Below are 18,217 nucleotides of genomic sequence, written 5' to 3' on the forward strand. Positions count from 1 at the left end.
ATTAAAGAAAAGAGGAGAGCGTAAGGATGAGTATTATATTTGAAAGAAGTGAAGATGAATTATTACTGATATTAACTCCGGAACGTATCGATATTCAAGATATTCTTGAAATTTTGAGAAAAGACGAAGAATGGCATATTTCAAGGACATTTACAGTTAATATAACGCATTTACGTTTTGAGGATGATATGCTTAATGAACTCCATTTTTGTGTTGGTAAGGTTTTAGACGAATACACCGTTATTGATCGTGATGTGATTGGTGTTGATCATGATTTTTATTTTGCTAATAGCGTTAAGTTAAATAAACGTCATTTTGTTGCTTATCGTAATATTTCTGTTCTTGCTAAAATAGATCATATTGTAGAAAAAGATGTTTATATAGGTGGAAGTGATATTAAAGACCATATACCTATAGAGACTTTTGAATTATTAATAAAAAAATTTCCCAAAACAGCCGAATTAAATTATTATGCAAATGCTCGGATTGCAACAATTGTTAAAGAGTTTTTCCCGCATACAGAGTCGTGTGAAGAGAAATTTAATAAGTTTATAGAGAGACAAGAAAAAAGTCTTTCATCCGCTCTTCAAGATGATATACAGAACGCATTTAAGGAAAATGCAAAAATAGAGCTTTGTCAATTTCGAGAGGTCAGAGCAAATCTGTTAGAACTTTTAAACAGATCAGATAGTGTAAGAGAAGAAGTATGGCAAAAGCAAATACATGGGTTGTTGAGACTATTATATCCGAAGTACATAGCTGGAGTACGAGAAGTTGTAATCAAAGGAGTTGATCGACATGAGAAAAGACCAGATTTTCTCTTGGTAGATGCAAATGGATATATTGATATTCTTGAAATAAAAAAGCCGAATGTTCAAATTTTAACCAAGCAATCTTCATATCGTAATAATTATGTACCTGTGCGAGAACTGGCTGGAGCTATTCAACAGATTGAAAAATATATTTATTGTCTTAATGTTTGGGGAACGGAAGGAGAGAAAGTACTTCAAAAACAACTTTCAGAAAAATTACCCAATAATGTGATGCCAAAGGTTATTAATCCTCAAGGTATTTTACTTCTGGGACGAAGTGAGCAATTTAATCAACAACAAAAGAACGATTTTGAATTAATCAAACGACAATATAAACATATTGCAGATATTATGACGTACGATGATTTGATACAGCGTATTGATAATATTTTGGCAGCACTTAATATGGAAATCAGAGTAGAGTAAAGTAGGTATTGGAAATAAAAGAGAGTTATGTATTGATGATGAAGAGGCTAATGATAGGAATAAATTTTAGAAGGTGAGAAGATGGAAATTGTAAAGATTAGAGTTAAAAATTACAGAGCATTAAAGGACTTTTCAATGGACTGGCAGAAGACCCTTTCTCTGATTATCGGGAAAAATAATTGCGGAAAAACATCATTAATATCTATAATGCAAACGTTTTTTTCAGAGGGTAAAGGTCCGGGGATTCGATATGATGATTTTAATTTAGAGTTTAAATTAAGATTAACTGATTGTATAGCATGTAAGAAAAGTGAGTGGGATAATACAGATATACAGGGAATAGAATTATTTTTGTATATCGAATATAACGAGAGTGATAATATAGCAAATATTTCTCCATTGCTTATGGATTTAGATCCAGATAATCATATGGTCGTATTGAAGATAGAATATGTTTTGAATGATATTAATCAACTAAAAATGGACTATGATAAATATTTTGAAAAATTATCTTCTGGTAAGAAAAATGCTAGAAATAAACAACAATTATTTGAACGTTTTATGCGTGACAAATCGAAAAATTATTTCAAAACTGTTTATAAGGCCATTAAGTATGATTATACAATACACGAATGCAATCCGGACATATTTACGATACTTGATAAAAATATCCTTCATTTGTCTCGTATAGTTTCTATTAAATCCATTGGGGCAAAGAGAGAAACAGATAATAAAGAAAATGATACATCACTTTCATCATTATCAAACCAATATTACGAGCGTGTAAAAGGTGAAGCTGGTGATCCGGTACTTGAAGAATTTGAAGCACAATTATTGAAAACAGATCATGAATTGACTGGATTATATTCAAAAGTGTTTGAAGAAATTGTTGGAAAAGTAAAAAGATTTGGTGGAACAAAAGAAAATGAAACCATTATTCAAATTAATTCCACTTTAGGACGACAAGAATTAATTAAAGATAATACGGTTATGACTTACAAAAGTGGTGATCAAGAACTCCCTGAAAGTTATAATGGATTAGGATACTTGAATCTTATTAGCATCATTATTCAAATTGAAACCATCATGGCAGAATTTAGATGTGATAGTGATAAGGAAAAGATGCCTGCTGATATAAATATTCTGTTTATTGAAGAACCAGAAGCGCATACACATCCACAATTACAATATATTTTTATTAAAAATATAAAAGAATTACTGAGAGAAGGAAAAAAATGTAAGGATGGATCAGATATTGTTGTTCAGACATTGATTACTACCCATTCTTCTCATATTGTCGCGGAATGTGATTTTGATGATATAAAATATTTTTGCAGAGTATCTCCATATGCAGTTATTTCAAAAAATTTATGTTCTTTGGAAGCAGAATACAAAGATGAAACTGATCCAAATAATAAACGTTATAAGTTCCTTAAACAGTATCTTACTCTTAATTACGCAGAAGTATTTTTTGCAGATAAAGTGATTCTCTATGAAGGAGATACGGAGCGCATTTTATTACCGGCAATGATGCGTAAAATTGATCAGGAAGAGGAAGCATCAGGAATGCCGCTGTTGTCTCAAAATATATCTATTATTGCGGCGGGTGCTAACTCACAACTATTTAGTCCTTTATTAGCATTTTTAGATATTAAGACATTGATTATAACAGATATTGATGCAGTTAAAAAGAAAGAAATAAAAGGGAAAGGGACTTATTATGTTGCCTGTGAGGTTGAAAAAGGCGAAAAGACTAGTAATCATGCATTGAATTATTATTTTAAAGAAGCATTAGAGAATTGGGGAAGAAATGATTTAACCTTTTTTAAAAAACAAAATGCAAGACAAAAGGTATTAAGCTATATACAAAAAAACTGGCAACAAAATGAAGATGGCAAGCTCATGATTGCATATCAAACTAAAGAAGAAAACGGAAAAGAATATTATCCACGAAGTTTTGAGGATGCGTTTTTCTGTTGTAATAGACAGTTTATTATTGATAATATATCAAATTTCCATTGCTTAAAAAATAAAAAGTATTTTGATGAAAAAGATGAAAGTGGTATTTATCAATATTCCCCATATGAACTGGCTGAAAAGTGTGTGAAAAGTAAACCGGCATTTCCAATGGAAGTGCTTTTAAACAGTGAATCAGATGGAAAATGTGATTATTCGAATTGGAAAATACCATCGTATATTAAGGAAGGATTATTGTGGCTGAAGCAGGATTAGAAAGAGAAGTAATTGATATTTTATCGCTTATAGAGAAAAAACAAAATTTTTTACTGAGTGGAGGAGCTGGTAGCGGAAAAACTTATTCTTTGGTCAGTTTATTGAAGAAAGTATCTGAAAAGTATCCGAAAGTGAGAATTGCCTGCATAACATATACAAATGCTGCAGCATTGGAAATACGTGATAGATGTCATATTGGTAATTTATATGTGTCAACAATTCATGATTTTTTGTGGGATAATATTCGACAATTTCAAGTAGAATTGAGAAAAATTTTATGTGAAATAGTGAATGATCCAAATGGGAAAATTCAAAATCCATTATCGGATGATGAGGAGGAATTTCAATTACTTGATGATATTCAGATTACATATAAAGAATATACAAGGATCTTAAAAGGAGAAATTTCGCATGATGAGGTTTTGATTATTGCAAAGAAAATGTTTGAAACATATCCTAAATTGTGCAAAATTGTATGTAGCAAATATCCGTTTATTTTTGTTGACGAATATCAGGATACGTCTCCGTTAGTAATAGAAATATTGCTTGAATCATTACAAAAAGTTGTTGAACCTAGTATTGTTGGCTTTTTTGGAGACTCGATGCAGTCGATATATGATGAAGGCATTGGAGATATTGAAAATTATATAAAAACTGGAAGAGTGACAAAAATAGAAAAGAAACAAAATCGTCGTAATCCTCAAAAAGTTATTGAATTGGCTAATAAATTACGCACAGATGGGTTGATGCAACAGGCTTCAGATGATGCGAATGCACCAAATATGGAAAATGGTGTGATAAAAAAAGGAAGCGTAAAGTTTCTGTATGGAAATGATCTTAAAATGGCATATTCATCTGAATTTATGAAAGATTGGAATTTTGAAAATTCAAAACAAACGAAAGAATTACGTTTGACACATACCCTTATAGCGGGAGAGGCTCATTTTGAAGAACTTTATAATATTTACGATTCTGATCCAGTATTGAAATTAAAAAAAGATTTAAAAGCTTATGTTAAAAAGAAGCAAATAGAAATTGAGGAGGATAAAACTTTTGATGAAGTATTAAATGAGATAGAGTGGTTTTATCAAAAAGGTAAAAATACAGGGAAGAGTCATTTAGAGGTTTTTCTTGATGATCCAAGTAATGAAAAGTTATATTCTCATGTAAAAGATTTACCATATTCAGTGGTGAGTAAATTTTATTGGGAAAAAGATCAATTAATAGACGATAAGATTGAAAAAGACGGAAAAATAATCAGAGACGCTAAAAGGGATGCATTGATTGCACACTTGTTTAGAATTCAAGATATTATTGCATTATATATTTCTTCAAATTATAGAGATTTATTGAGAAAAATCGGAAGAAAAATTCAGAGGAATAGTGATAAGAGAGAACTTCATGATGAACTTGAAAGTTTGCGGCTAATAAGCCAAAAATCAATTGGAGAAGTAATTGATTTTGCAAATGAAAAAAGTCTTTGTGTTAAAAGTGATGCGTTTAATTCCTTTATTGAAAAAAATGAGTATTTATATTGGCGTGTTTCAGCGGTACCATATTCTGTATTTCAAAATTTATATTCATATATAGAAGGAAGACGTCCATTTTCAACACAGCATAAGGTGAAGGGATTAGAATATGAAAATGTTTTGGTGATTCTTGATTCATCGGGTTGGAATAAGTATAATTTTGATTATGTTTTAGATGATTCTATTTATGATAGTTTGCCGAAAGGGAAAAAAGAATCATATAAAAGAATAAAAAGAAGGACAGAAAAACTTTTATATGTTTGTTGTACAAGAGCGAAGGAAAATCTCGTTTTGTATTATCCAGAGCCTTCAAGCGGAGTTATTCAAGGAATGGAGCGTTTGATTGGAAAAGACAATTGTGTAAATTTAGGTTTAGTTTAATAGTGATATTATATTGAAATTATAGGCGCCGATTTTTTGATTGGCGTCTATTTGGTATATTAAAATATTGTAACGAGAAGTGTTTTTTTGATTATTGCATTGACTGAATTTGATTTTTGTAACAACCTGAACTGGATTGAATCATACAGAGGAATAACGATAGTGTTTCGAAATATATTGACAAATAGGAATGTTCAGTTAATTACTTTTATGTTATACTTTTAAAGTTAGGGCTACAGGATCCATCATTCGATGGTGCTAATAATTTACCCTAAAATACAAGTGTGATGGCACGTTGTGTCAAGGAGGACTTTAACAATGAAAAAAACTATTTGTGAGCTGTTTGCAGGCGTTGGTGGTTTCCGATTGGGATTCGATAAATTAGAATCTGGATGGGAAACTACATGGTTTTCACAATGGGAGCCAGGAAAGAAAAAGCAGTGGGCACACGATTGTTATGTTTATCATTATGGTGATTGTGCAGATTTAAAAGGAGAGTTTCATACTGGCGAAGATATTAGTCAAATGAATAAAAACAATATTCCTAATCATAATCTTCTTGTGGGGGGATTTCCTTGCCAAGATTATTCAGTTGCACACTCATTATCTTCATCGAAAGGAATTGAGGGGAAAAAGGGTGTTTTATGGTGGCAGATTAGAGATGTTTTAATTACTAAAAGACCACCTTTTGTTATGTTAGAAAATGTTGATAGACTTTTGAAATCACCAGCATCGCAAAGAGGGCGTGATTTTGGTATTATTTTAACATCATTTGCACAGTTAGGATATAGAGCAGAATGGAGAGTAGTAAATGCTGCTGAGTATGGAGCTGCTCAAAGACGTCGTAGAACATTTATTTTTGCATACAATAAAGATACCAAATATGCAGAAACAATGGATAACTATGAAGCAGATAATATTTTATCAATGAATGGTTTTATGGCAAAATCATTTCCGATTTCAAAGTGTGGTCCACTTGTAGAGACAACTGTACTTTGTTCTGATGTCTCAAATGTTGATAGAGTACACTTGCTTGAAGATGGTACAGAGGAATCAGATAATGATCTTTTGGAAATGACGAAGAAGTTTCAATTTTGTTTTCAGACTGCAGGTTATATGAAAGATGGAGACGTCTTTACAACAACTGTGACACCTGTGGAAATGAAGCCTGTATTATTGTCTGAAATAGTTCAGAAAGGTGTTGATGAGTCATATTATATTAGAGCAGATGATATGGCATCATGGACATATATGAAAGGTGCAAAAAAAATCCCTAGAGTTTCTGCATCTGGTCATGAATATATCTTTTCAGAAGGTCCAATTGCTTTTCCAGATCCGTTGAATAGGCCGGCAAGAACAATGCTCACTTCTGAGGGGACCAAGAATCGCTCTACACATGTTATTGCAGATCCTGAAACAGGAAGATTAAGACTTATCACTCCGGTAGAATCAGAAAGAATTCAAGGATTTGATGATGAGTGGACTAAAATCACATTGATGGATGGAAAAGAAACTCAGATGCCTGATAGAATGAGGCGCTTCTGCATGGGAAACGCATTGGTTGTTTCGATGGTTACTAGAATGGGAAAAATTTTGGACGAAATTATTGAAGAAGAGTAATTATTATTTAGTTGCTATAGAATAAAGGTATACAAAGGTTGGTGATAATGAATGTCGAATCATATTTACGATAAGAATGCTTTGATTCATAGATTGGAAGGTTATTTGGGGAAAACATTTGAAATGATTGATAACAAAGAAATGTTTAAGCATGTACAAGATTTTAATCTTCAAAAAGGAATTGCCGGATCCGTCGTTGAACAATGCATTTTTGAATATCCCCCAGATTCCAAACAGGAAGCCGACTTAATTATTGTTGATGGGATAGAAAATGTAAAAACAGAACTTAAGACAACAGGAATGCTTATTCGGGAAAAACCTAGAAAACATTATGTTGCAAAAGAGCCAATGTCAATTACTGCTGTTGGAGTATATGATATTGCGGAACAAGAATTTGAAACATCACACTTTTGGGAAAAACTAGAACATATGCTTATTATCTATTACTATTATGCAGCTACTCACGCAGTATCTGCGTATGAGTATAAAGATTTTCCGGTTGTCGGATATGAATTTCATGAGTTTTCAGATGATGAGATAGAAGTATTGAGAAATGATTGGGAACATGTGCGTACTCTTTGTGCAAAAGTAGTATCACATCATTCCGGACCACGTGATAAAAACTGGAAAGAAGCTGTGAAACAAGAATATATAGAAGTACATGGTGAATTAAGAAGAGTATTAAGTTATATTGATTTGGCCCCTAAGTTTCCACCAAGATTCCGATTGAAAAAACCAACCGTTTCTTCTATAATTGCAAAACATTTTGGTTATGATCTTGAGCAACTTCCGGGTAGATACGTATCGATATTAGATATAGATGCAAAGTGCCGAGAATTAATAAATATGTATGCAGGGAAAAATATTAGGCAGTTGATAAATCATTTTGATTTGAATCTTCCAACAGACGGTCGGTTGAGTATGAAGGCAATTGCAGAGAAAATTGTTATTGCGATGTTTGGAGGAACTGTAAAAAAATTAAATCAGATAGAGTTGTTTGAACAATTTGGATTAATTGCGAAAACTATTACGTTTACTTCAAAAGGTGGTCGTACTGAAGATATGAAATTGTATCATATTGATTTCGGTGAAATGATTAAAGAAACTGTAATTGATGATGATGGAACTAAACGAGCTATGACTTTTGAAGATTCAGATATGTATGCATATTTTGCAGATCACGCATTCTTATGTATTATGTTTCAAGAATCTTCAAGGGATTCAGAAACAGAATATAGACCGAATTCGTTATCATCGAATGTCTTTATTGGTTTTAAAAGAATTGTATTCAGTGATGAATTTATTGATACGAAAGTTCGTAAGCTATGGGAAGATACCAGAGATAAAATTATGCATCATAAACTTACGGATGTTGTTCAGAAACGTAGTGATGGATCAACTGTCACTTTAAAAAGTGGGAAAGTCAGTACTGCACCTAACTTCTTAAAAGGAAGTGAAAATGATGTTTTTGTACGTGGATCAGGAAAAGATTCGTCTATACAAAGTAAGACGGAGTGTGTGAACGGAATTCGTATGTTACCGCAGTATGTTTGGATAAAAGGTTTATCTGTAGTCGAAGAATTAAAGAAAACTCCAGAGATATAGAGGTATGAGATGAAGCATCCAAAACATTACGATACTGATGAAGCTACTTCAAAAAGAATGTCGAATGTAAAGCTGAAAAAGGGTACTGCAGAAATGCTCCTTGCAAAAGAATTATGGCATAAAGGCTTTCGGTATCAATTAAATGATAAAACTTTACCGGGATCTCCGGATATAGCCATTCGCCGTTATAATATAGCAATATTCGTTGATGGTGAGTTTTGGCATGGTTATGATTGGGATAATAAAAAGCCAAAATTAAAACGTAACAGAGAGTATTGGATTGAAAAAATAGAAGAAAATATGGCTAGAGATACAAGGGTGGACAAGGAATTACTTGTTAAAGGTTGGGTTCCAATTCACTTTTGGACAAAGGAAGTTTTAAAAGAAACTGCGTCCTGTGTACAAGTAGTTCAAGAAATTGCATTTGAAATTAAAATGCAAGATATAGATGATTTAATTAAATATGACTAAATCAAGGGCGATTAACTGTAATTATTCAGCTGGTCGCTTTTGTTTTGGTGAACTTATAAAAATTTTCGTGTCTTGTTCACAAATTTGGGTATCGATTGCGATGTCCGGCAATCACAGTTATAATAAGGATAATATTCGCCGTTATGTCACGGAAGGTGGCAGAGTAATTATGAGCGCGAGCAAGATTCAACTTGGCGAAATTTCTAGAAAGTGGATTTTGGGGTGATGGATAATACAAACTTTAGCGATATCAAATTAATTCGAGAGAATTATACGAATTTGAAGAATAAGTTGGATTATATCTCGGTGCTTGTAGATTTTGATAAGTATGGGGGAATGGATGTGCTGCGGATTTTTGATAATAACATTCTGGGTTGCAGTTATTAAAGTGTAGATTCAAAATAATAATTAATTAGAAATGATAAAAAAGCGCATAAAAATTATTTTGTACAAATGTGGTTGGTATGGATGAGAATATTTATTAGTAAATGTTTGGAAAAATAAAAAAGAAGGAAAAGCGATGAATTATTTTGATCATGAAGAAAATGTTAAATTTGTTGATGGAATCTTGGAATATTCACAAGAATGGCAATGGCTGTTTGATTATATTGATAAAAGATATGTTTTTGAAGAACCAAAATCGTGGCATGAATTTGTAGATAATTCATATTCAATAAGAGAATTAATTGTTAGATTTGAAAAAATAAGAAATGTGTGTGCTAAAGAATGGATAATTAATAATTCAATAATAAAAGAAGGATGGGAACTGGCAAAATTTTATAATGGAAGAATTGATATAGTGACTTGTCAAAAATCAATAAATTCATTAACAGGCAAGCTTATGTTGCTAGTATTGTGGATTACTAAATTACTTAATATTGATAATGGGACAGACTATGATTTTAATATAGGGATGCTACAAGAAAAAAATTATTTTCAATTAGTAAATATCGATGAAATAATTAAAAATCTGGATGAAATTAATGAATTTATAGATAATATTTCAATAACAGGAATAGATGAGATAAAGAAATGTTTAAATGATAATGTGCATTATATAAAATATGATATAGGAGCAGAAGCTGAAGAGAAAATTAGAAAAAGGGCGAATACTTATAATGCATTTAGATTTGACAGTATAAGAACTAATTTGGGGGCAACATGGCAAGAAGATACAATATTTATGCTTTTAAGTAGGGATTTGCGAGAAGCTGATTCGGATGGAAAAGTATTAGGCACAGATAAGAAAAATATTATAAGAATAAAAGATGATATAGACAATAAGGATGTTAAATTTATTGTAGAAACAATTTTATTTTATTCTTTTGGAGATATTCCTTCGGATGAATGCATTTTAGCCCATTGTGAGATGATACGTCGAGAAATCATCAATAAAACGGATTTGTTTAATTTAAGTATAAGTTCTTCATGTAAATTTATAGAAAAACTTTTTGAAAAAAAATTAACTGGAGACTGGAGAAAAGATACGAGATTTGTGGAAATGTTAAAAGCTTTTCAAGTATATATGACTCCAAATGACATCAGAAGAATTCAGCAAATGCATATACCATTGTCAAAAGTACAAATTGGAGTATATAAAAAATTTTGCGAATCCAAATATAAGGATATAGAAGAAATTAAAGAATTACGTGGAATTAGGGATTATTTTGAAGATAAAGATGTGATAACTGGAATAGATAAAACATATTTTGAAATGTTGAGTGTAAAGTTTGATGAACTCGTAGAAAACAGTGAAAGAGATATAATCTTGGCGGTATCCTTTTATTATTACATGATTTTTTTGATAAGAGTAAAAAAAGAAAATATGTATATAGATAACCAACGTATACAATCTGAGATGTTAAGAATAAAAAAATTATGGAGTACAAATTATTATGAGGATGTAGTTAAGAGTATGCAAGTCATTTCAAGTCAACAAAGAATTTCTGCTCAAAAATGCAATGAATTTAGCAAACGGATTATGATTAATCCTATTTTATTTTCAAATTTGACAATGTCATACGATCAAAATAAAATTTTAAAAGAAATGATGAAAGCTGCAGAGAATCCGCTTATAATGCTCGTTTCCAATATAGAAATATCAGAGGTTTTTCCGCGAGAAGGGGCAAAAGTAAATTATAAAAGACATGATATCGATGCCAAATTTTTAGAAATTATTTCAGAAATAGTAGAAAACAAAGGATATAAATTGTTGAATAAGATGTTGCCAGAGAAATTTGTCGCATATATTTACCAAAACTGTAAAATTGAGCTTCAATTAAATATTACATTGTTTAATGAAGAGGAAAAAATGTATAATTTAATTAAGGCAAAAGCGCCTATTGAATTGTTGGAATATGATAAGAAAATATCACTAGCGATGATAACTCAATTATTCCCTGTTTTGGAAATGCAAATTAGAAAGCTTGTATCTTATTTAGGAATATTTCCTTATAAAATAGATGAAGAGGAGTTTATGCAATGCAACGATCCGAGTTCTTTACTTAGAGAATTATTGTTACAAATATATAATGAACAAAAAAGTTTTGAAAATGTTTCGGATATAATGTTTGTTTATAATTCAATGTATAATAGTAATTTTTTGAATATAAGAAATGAATGTATTCATGGACGAGATTATTTAGCAGGAGGGAAACTTCGATATGCGTTTAGAGTTACGTTATTGTGCATATATATGGTGATGTTTCGAATTGATACTATTGAAGAAAAGGTTAGTGATTTAATTGATTAACAAAATCTTATATATTTTGTCTGTTGAAAATTTCTGAAGATAATATTTAGAAATAATTTTAAATAGGTAAATTTCGTTAATGATGAAAAGAATATATTATGAAATCAAAGAAATTATATTTGAAATAAAGAAACATGAAAAAGTTGGCAAAAACAGGTTTTGCAAAATTTAGAAGTGACTGAAATAAAGGGAGAACAATTTATATGAGAGAAATGATTGATTTTGATAATCCAAGTTCATTTCCGAAAGAATTGCAAATGTGGGATGCAAGATTTGAAGATTATATACGAAATAGGATATCACTAGAAGGCGTAACTGAATGGTGGCAGATAGAGCATCAATTACAGGATTTGTGTCTTAAAGAAAGTAATAGTGTAGTAGACTTTTTAAATAATAATTTAGAAACAGAGGTTGCAGTATGGCATTGTACACGAGTTTTAAATGAAGAAGATTTTTGGAGAAATGGAATAATTGTGAGTGGTGGACGTGGCTGTTTAGGAGAAAAACGTATTAGATTACTCTTGTCACAAATTGGAGTTGCACAAGATATGATAGAAAAAATTTTTAAACATATTTATGTGTATTGGGATAGAAATATAGAATCCCGAACGGAATCTGTACACTTTCAAGGAGATAAAAAAACTATTTATAACGATGTTAATGCAAGTATTTTTGCAACTAATTTGGGTGGAGAAATTGTGCGATGGTCTATTGAGAATATAGACAAGAATTTACATAAAAAAGAACCGTATAAACGGCTTTGGATTTTAGGAAAACCTTGTATAATAAAATTCAAATGTAAATTATCACAAATGCGAGAACGTTCTAGGACAGATGTAATTGTCGAAATTTTAAAATATTTTATTGTGACGAAGATGTATAAATATCCATATGAATTTGACTTTACAGGAATGACAATTGGAAGTGTTCCATCTGAAAATATTCTTAGCATAGAAGAAATTGAAAATTTTATTGAAATTCATGAGAAATATGAAGTAGGTTTCTATGACGAATTGAAAAATAATAAGTAAAGGGTATGTAAGGTGTTAAACACACTACAAAAAGGAAGAGTTGGTTGACAACCCTAAGATATAAAGTCGAAATAAGTAGTTTAAAAGAAGAGGGGAAAGGTATGATATTTTTAGATGCAAACGCTTTTTATTCATATATGGGGAGAAAGAATGTAGGATTGGGTGAATCTGCACATGTAAAAGAAAAAGAATTGAGAGGGTATTTAGATTCTATATTTGATAAGAGTCTTCCAACATCTGTTTTTATAGAAATAATGGTTCATTTTAGAGATGATAAAAAAAGATTAAAACAAATTTTGGATTTTAGAGGAGAAAAAAAATTATCATTATTCAATAATATTCCCGATTATTGTGTAAGTGATGTGGAGATGAATTGCATATATCATATGAGTGATAATGATTTAAAGAAATATGCGTATCAATTGTTGAATACAAAGATTGATATTGAAAGCAGATTTAGTTATTTATTCTATGAAATAACTAAGAATTTATATTTGGAATACAGATTATCTGAAATGAATAAGTTTACTGAAAATCAGGAAAAAGGCATTTGGGAATTCCTTGGAAGAAAAGAATTTCAAGAAAATCAGGAAGTAGTAACAAATGAATTTAAAAATGCATTGAAAGTTGGTTATGAACAAGGTAAAGATCAAAATATATTAAAAGAAAAATATATTGATGTGCTTAACGATGCATGCAAAGTTATAGATTTAACACTTGCAGGATGTGCTGCGTGTATAGAAAATCAAATTGATATTATAGAGGCTATTCAAAAAGCAAATGCTGAAAGTGATTCAAAAGGTTTTGATGGGTTGAATGGAACTATGCCAGGAATAGTTTCAGTGCTTCAAACCAATATTAAATTTTTAGAGTATGCAAAACAGAGAATATCAGATATGTTTTTAAAACATGGATATAATAGATATCAAACGGATTATCTTAAAGAGGTCATGTTTAATGCATGGTTTGATAGGGCACAAAAATTAAAGAAGAATGATATTTTTGATATGTTGTGTGCTGGTTGTTTGGGATATATAAGACCATTAAAACAAGGCGAAGTTATTTTGGCGAATACAAATTCCTATATTATTTCGTTTGATTCAACTATGGAAAAATATATTCATATTGTAAGACCTGATAATATAAAACTTATTCAAAAGTTCAAAAATAAAATATAAACAATGTAAAGTGTGATATCAACTATGCCGGGAACTAATTTTAGAAGTATTTTATTTACATGCTGACGAAAGCGCCGCCAACAGCTACAAAAAAGTCCTGGACTATTTCGAACCAAAGCTATGGCTTGGTATGACCGCAACGCCAGATAAACGAGACGACAATCTGGAAGGCAGGAACATTTACGAAATCTTCAATCATCAGATCGCATACGAGATTCGTCTGCAGGATGCGATGGAGGAGGATCTGTTGTGTCCGTTCCATTATTTTGGAATCACGGATCTGGATATTATTGCAGATGCGGGGAAATCATCCGAAGAAAAGGTGGAGAACTTCCGCTATCTGACATCCGAAGAGCGTGTGGAAAATGTCATGAAACAGGCGGAATATTTCGGATACAGTGGCGACCGCGTGAAGGGGTTGATTTTCTGTAGCCGGATTGATGAGGCGAAGGAATTATCGAAGAAATTCAACGCCAAGGGCTGGCGGACGCTGGTGCTGAGCGGTAGTGATTCGGAAGAAGCGAGAGCAGCAGCGATCGAACGGCTGGCAGGAGAAGAATCCGAAGATGCCTTGGACTACATCATTTCCGTAGACATATTTTCCGAGGGTGTGGACGTGCCGGAGATCAATCAGGTCATCATGCTTCGTCCGACAGAGTCACCGATCGTGTTCATCCAACAGCTTGGTCGTGGACTTCGTAAAGCTGAGAATAAAGAATATGTCGTTGTACTGGATTTCATCGGAAATTATCGGAATAACTTTATGATTCCGATTGCGCTGTCCGGCGACCGCAGTTATAACAAGGATAATATCCGCCGTTATGTCACGGAAGGCGGCAGAGTGATTCCGGGTGCGAGCACGATTCACTTCGATGAGATTTCCAGAAAGCGGATCTTCCAGGCGATTGATAATGCGAACTTCAGCGATATCAAATTAATCCGGGAGAATTATACGAATCTGAAGAATAAGCTGGGGCATATCCCAGCGCTTGCGGATTTTGATAAGTATGGGGAAATGGATGTGCTGCGGATCTTCGACAATAACAGCCTGGGTTCATATTACAAATTCCTTGTGAAATACGAAAAGGAATATACCATCCGGCTGTCAGAAGACGAAGAAAAAGCAATCGAATTCATTTCCAAAAAGCTGGCGAGTGGCAAGCGGATTCATGAGCTGGAATTATTGAAACGTACGTTGCAGTATCGCCATGGAATCATTGGGCGTCTGCGGAAGTATTTATCCGAGAAGTATCATTGTGAGATGAACGAGCACTGCATGGAAAATGTGATCAATATGATGACCAATGAATTTCCGACGAGCGCAGCAAAGAAGACTTACGCACAGTGTGTATTTCTGAAGAAGGAACAGGATGATTATGGCATTTCCGATGTGTATGGGAAAATGTTAGAGAATCCGGAATTCTGTGCGATTCTGGAGGAACTGGTGGACTTCGGAATCTCGAGATATAAGGTCAATTACAGTTACCATTATCAGAATACGAATCTGGTATTGTATCAGAAATATACATATGAGGATGCCTGCCGTCTGCTGAACTGGGAGAGAAATGAAGTGCCGCTGAACATCGGCGGTTACAAATATGATAAGAAGACTAAGACATTTCCGATATTCATTAACTACGATAAGCAGGACAATATCAGCGATACCACGAAATACGAAGATCATTTCGTAGCAGAGAACCGGCTGATCGCGATTTCCAAAAGTGGAAGAAGCATGGATTCGGAAGATGTGCAGAATTTCCTGAACGCAACAGAACGTGGCATAGATGTGCAACTGTTTGTGAGAAAGAATAAGGATGATAAGATATCCAAGGAATTCTATTATCTGGGGCGTGTGATCGCGACCGGGAATGCGAAGCAGTTCGTGATGCCGAATACGGATAAGACGGCGGTGGAGATCGAATGGGAGCTGGAGACTCCGGTGAGAGAAGATATTTATCAGTATATTGTGAATGAATAGGGACTGTTACAGGAAGATTTTTGACAGGAGATAAATGGTAAGATGAAGACGATTAGAGTTGTGGCAGCAGTGATAAAGGCAGTAAAGGAAGACGGAAGAACGATGATATTCGCAACACAGCGCGGATATGGCGAGTTCAAAGGCGGATGGGAATTCCCAGGCGGCAAGATCGAAGCCGGGGAGACACCGCAGGAAGCGTTGAAGCGTGAGATCATGGAAGAACTGGATACGGAAGTTGCGGTTGGTGAATGGATCGAGACGGTGGAGTATGATTATCCGGGATTTCATCTTTCGATGGATTGCTTTTGGTGTGAGATTGTGAAAGGGGATCTGGTGCTGAAGGAGCATGAGGCAGCCAGATGGCTGACCAGGGAGGAGCTTACGGATGTGGAGTGGCTGCCGGCGGATGTGGCGGTTGCGAAGAAGATTGCAGGAGATATGACGCCTGCTGAGTGATCGCATTTTATAATTAACAGCCTATAGGTCTATATGATGAGAAGGGGAAGAAGAGATGGACTATAAAATATAGAGAGGAATAAGTGGACATTGAAAATGAAAAAGAACTCAAATTTGAAGTATAAATTTGAGTTCTTTTTTAGTTCATAAGAATAATATTTGAGTTTCTTGCATAAACTTAAATATAATGCTAGAATCTAAAATATAAATGGAGGAACTAAAATGACAACAGAAGAATTATATGACAAACTAAAATTAATTCAAAAAATGAAATGCGAAACGCAGAATTTGGAATTGAAATCAGCGGAGCAAGGATATCCGAAACGATTATATGATTCTTTGTCAAGTTTTTCTAATCAGGATGATGGTGGCATTATTGTTTTTGGAATTGATGAGAAACAAGATTATAAAGAAGTTGGTGTTTATGATGCTCAGGACATTCAAAAGAAAATTAACGAGCAATGCTTGCAGATGAATCCGGTTGTACGGCCGCTTATTACAGTTGTGGAGAAGGAAAATAAAAAATTTGTTTCTGCTGAAATTCCCGGAATAGATTTGGCAGACAGACCTTGCTATTATCAAGGACGTGGAAGGTTGAAGGGGTCCTATACCCGTATTGGGGATAGTGATGAACCGATGACAGAATACGAAATATATAGTTATGAAGCATATAGAAGAAAATATCAAGACGATATCCGTGAGGTTCCGAGAGTAACATTAATGTCATTGGATCAGGAAGAACTGAATCGTTATGTTGAACTGTTAAAGAGAGGAAAACAAAGATTAGCAACACTTGATAATGAAAGTATTTATGAACTTATGAGCATAAAGCGAGGAGAGAAAGTAACGCTTAGTGCGACTTTGCTTTTTAGTCCATATCCACAGGCATATTTTCCACAATTGTGTATTACGGCAATTGTAATTCCTGGGAGAACAATAGGAAGTCTTGGCGACATGGGGGAAAGATTCTCAGATAATCAGAGAATAGAAGGAACAATTCCGGAAATGTTGGATGAGGCATTATTATTTGTGAAACGCAATATGCGGACAAAGACAATTATAAGTCCGACAACCGGACGAAGAACTGACAGAACAGACTATCCAATAACAGCGGTTAGAGAAGCTATTATAAATGCATTAGTACATCGTGATTATAGTATTCATACAGAAGGAATGCCGATTCAACTTATAATGTTTGAAGACAGGATTGAAATACATAATCCAGGTGGATTATATGGAAGAATCACTATCGACCAATTAGGAAAAATTCAACCGGATACAAGAAATCCGGTACTTGCATCGGCACTTGAAACATTGGGAATAATAGAAAACAGGTATTCGGGAATTCCAACAATCCGGATGGAAATGGAGAAATATAACTTAAGACAGCCAGAATTCTTGGATGAAAGAGGAAGTTTTATTGTAAAACTATATAAAGAATCAAAGAATGATTATGAAGATATGTCAAATGATGAAGAAACAAATAATTTAATAGTATTTTGTAAAACACCGCGTACAAGAAAGGAAATTTGTGATTATCTGGGGTTAAATTCTGTTACTTATGCTATACAGACGTATGTAAATCCATTAGTAGAAGCTGGCGTAATTAAGTTGAGTATTCCAGATAAGCCAAAGAGTCCAAAACAGTTATATTATAGCGTAGAAAGAGAAAAATGAGAGAAGACCAATTCCTGCGGCAGCGTCTGCAGAAAGAAATCCCGATTGAGATTTCACCTGTTTTAAGAG

At 33.1% G+C, this 18,217-nt stretch carries 13 protein-coding genes; all 13 read left to right on the forward strand.

The features are described from left to right. Window positions 1-26: 26 nt before the first annotated feature. The 13 genes from NQ508_RS01555 to NQ508_RS01615 all read left to right on the forward strand — a co-directional run bounded on the left by NQ508_RS01555 (window position 27) and on the right by NQ508_RS01615 (window position 18,148). The gene (locus tag NQ508_RS01555; protein WP_006427458.1) at window positions 27-1,238 is read left to right on the forward strand and encodes a Shedu immune nuclease family protein; all 1,212 of its coding nucleotides are present in this window, start codon (window positions 27-29) and stop codon (window positions 1,236-1,238) included. Window positions 1,239-1,319: 81 nt separating this feature from the next. Continuing rightward, window positions 1,320-3,470: an ATP-dependent nuclease gene (locus NQ508_RS01560; RefSeq protein WP_006427457.1), complete on the forward strand. Its 2,151-nt coding sequence runs from the start codon at window positions 1,320-1,322 to the stop codon at window positions 3,468-3,470. Beyond that, window positions 3,452-5,380, forward strand: coding sequence for a UvrD-helicase domain-containing protein (locus NQ508_RS01565; RefSeq protein WP_044919969.1), 1,929 nt, complete (start codon window positions 3,452-3,454; stop codon window positions 5,378-5,380). The genes NQ508_RS01560 and NQ508_RS01565 overlap by 19 nt, the downstream gene beginning before the upstream one ends. A 318-nt stretch (window positions 5,381-5,698) precedes the next feature. Continuing rightward, complete coding sequence (dcm, locus tag NQ508_RS01570; protein ID WP_006427455.1) at window positions 5,699-7,000, forward strand: DNA (cytosine-5-)-methyltransferase; 1,302 nt, start codon at window positions 5,699-5,701, stop codon at window positions 6,998-7,000. Between the two features lie 51 nt (window positions 7,001-7,051). Further along, window positions 7,052-8,605, forward strand: a complete 1,554-nt coding sequence (locus NQ508_RS01575; protein ID WP_006427454.1) for a MutH/Sau3AI family endonuclease — start codon at window positions 7,052-7,054, stop codon at window positions 8,603-8,605. A gap of 9 nt (window positions 8,606-8,614) precedes the next feature. Next, entirely contained in the window at window positions 8,615-9,076 is a 462-nt protein-coding gene (locus NQ508_RS01580; RefSeq protein ID WP_006427453.1) for a very short patch repair endonuclease, read from the forward strand. 225 nt (window positions 9,077-9,301) lie between these two features. Then, window positions 9,302-9,463 carry a DUF8090 domain-containing protein gene (locus NQ508_RS14415; RefSeq protein WP_006427451.1) on the forward strand — a complete coding sequence of 54 codons (162 nt, stop codon included), beginning with the start codon at window positions 9,302-9,304 and terminating at the stop codon, window positions 9,461-9,463. Between the two features lie 133 nt (window positions 9,464-9,596). Then, window positions 9,597-11,828 carry a hypothetical protein gene (locus NQ508_RS01590; protein WP_006427450.1) on the forward strand — a complete coding sequence of 744 codons (2,232 nt, stop codon included), beginning with the start codon at window positions 9,597-9,599 and terminating at the stop codon, window positions 11,826-11,828. A gap of 203 nt (window positions 11,829-12,031) precedes the next feature. Then, window positions 12,032-12,859 (forward strand): hypothetical protein, encoded by an 828-nt coding sequence (locus tag NQ508_RS01595; protein ID WP_006427449.1) that lies wholly within the window; start codon window positions 12,032-12,034, stop codon window positions 12,857-12,859. A gap of 101 nt (window positions 12,860-12,960) precedes the next feature. Beyond that, entirely contained in the window at window positions 12,961-14,037 is a 1,077-nt protein-coding gene (locus NQ508_RS01600) for a hypothetical protein (protein WP_006427448.1), read from the forward strand. A gap of 130 nt (window positions 14,038-14,167) precedes the next feature. Further along, entirely contained in the window at window positions 14,168-16,015 is a 1,848-nt protein-coding gene (locus tag NQ508_RS01605; protein WP_006427447.1) for a DUF3427 domain-containing protein, read from the forward strand. A 42-nt stretch (window positions 16,016-16,057) separates the two neighbouring features. Next, complete coding sequence (locus tag NQ508_RS01610; RefSeq protein WP_006427446.1) at window positions 16,058-16,471, forward strand: (deoxy)nucleoside triphosphate pyrophosphohydrolase; 414 nt, start codon at window positions 16,058-16,060, stop codon at window positions 16,469-16,471. Window positions 16,472-16,693: 222 nt separating this feature from the next. After that, complete coding sequence (locus tag NQ508_RS01615) at window positions 16,694-18,148, forward strand: ATP-binding protein (RefSeq protein ID WP_259828876.1); 1,455 nt, start codon at window positions 16,694-16,696, stop codon at window positions 18,146-18,148. The last annotated feature ends 69 nt before the right edge of the window (window positions 18,149-18,217 follow it).

This window comes from Dorea longicatena (assembly GCF_025150085.1).
GTDB lineage: Bacteria > Bacillota > Clostridia > Lachnospirales > Lachnospiraceae > Dorea_A > Dorea_A longicatena.

Excerpts from the sequence above, each read along its gene's own strand:
- NQ508_RS01555 (WP_006427458.1), top strand. The coding sequence starts at position 27 with ATGAGTATTATATTTGAAAGAAGTGAAGATGAATTATTACTGATATTA.
- NQ508_RS01560 (WP_006427457.1), top strand. The coding sequence starts at position 1,320 with ATGGAAATTGTAAAGATTAGAGTTAAAAATTACAGAGCATTAAAGGAC.
- dcm (WP_006427455.1), top strand. The coding sequence starts at position 5,699 with ATGAAAAAAACTATTTGTGAGCTGTTTGCAGGCGTTGGTGGTTTCCGA.
- NQ508_RS01575 (WP_006427454.1), top strand. The coding sequence starts at position 7,052 with ATGTCGAATCATATTTACGATAAGAATGCTTTGATTCATAGATTGGAA.
- NQ508_RS01580 (WP_006427453.1), top strand. The coding sequence starts at position 8,615 with ATGAAGCATCCAAAACATTACGATACTGATGAAGCTACTTCAAAAAGA.
- NQ508_RS14415 (WP_006427451.1), top strand. The coding sequence starts at position 9,302 with ATGGATAATACAAACTTTAGCGATATCAAATTAATTCGAGAGAATTAT.
- NQ508_RS01590 (WP_006427450.1), top strand. The coding sequence starts at position 9,597 with ATGAATTATTTTGATCATGAAGAAAATGTTAAATTTGTTGATGGAATC.
- NQ508_RS01595 (WP_006427449.1), top strand. The coding sequence starts at position 12,032 with ATGAGAGAAATGATTGATTTTGATAATCCAAGTTCATTTCCGAAAGAA.
- NQ508_RS01600 (WP_006427448.1), top strand. The coding sequence starts at position 12,961 with ATGATATTTTTAGATGCAAACGCTTTTTATTCATATATGGGGAGAAAG.
- NQ508_RS01605 (WP_006427447.1), top strand. The coding sequence starts at position 14,168 with ATGACCGCAACGCCAGATAAACGAGACGACAATCTGGAAGGCAGGAAC.
- NQ508_RS01610 (WP_006427446.1), top strand. The coding sequence starts at position 16,058 with ATGAAGACGATTAGAGTTGTGGCAGCAGTGATAAAGGCAGTAAAGGAA.
- NQ508_RS01615 (WP_259828876.1), top strand. The coding sequence starts at position 16,694 with ATGACAACAGAAGAATTATATGACAAACTAAAATTAATTCAAAAAATG.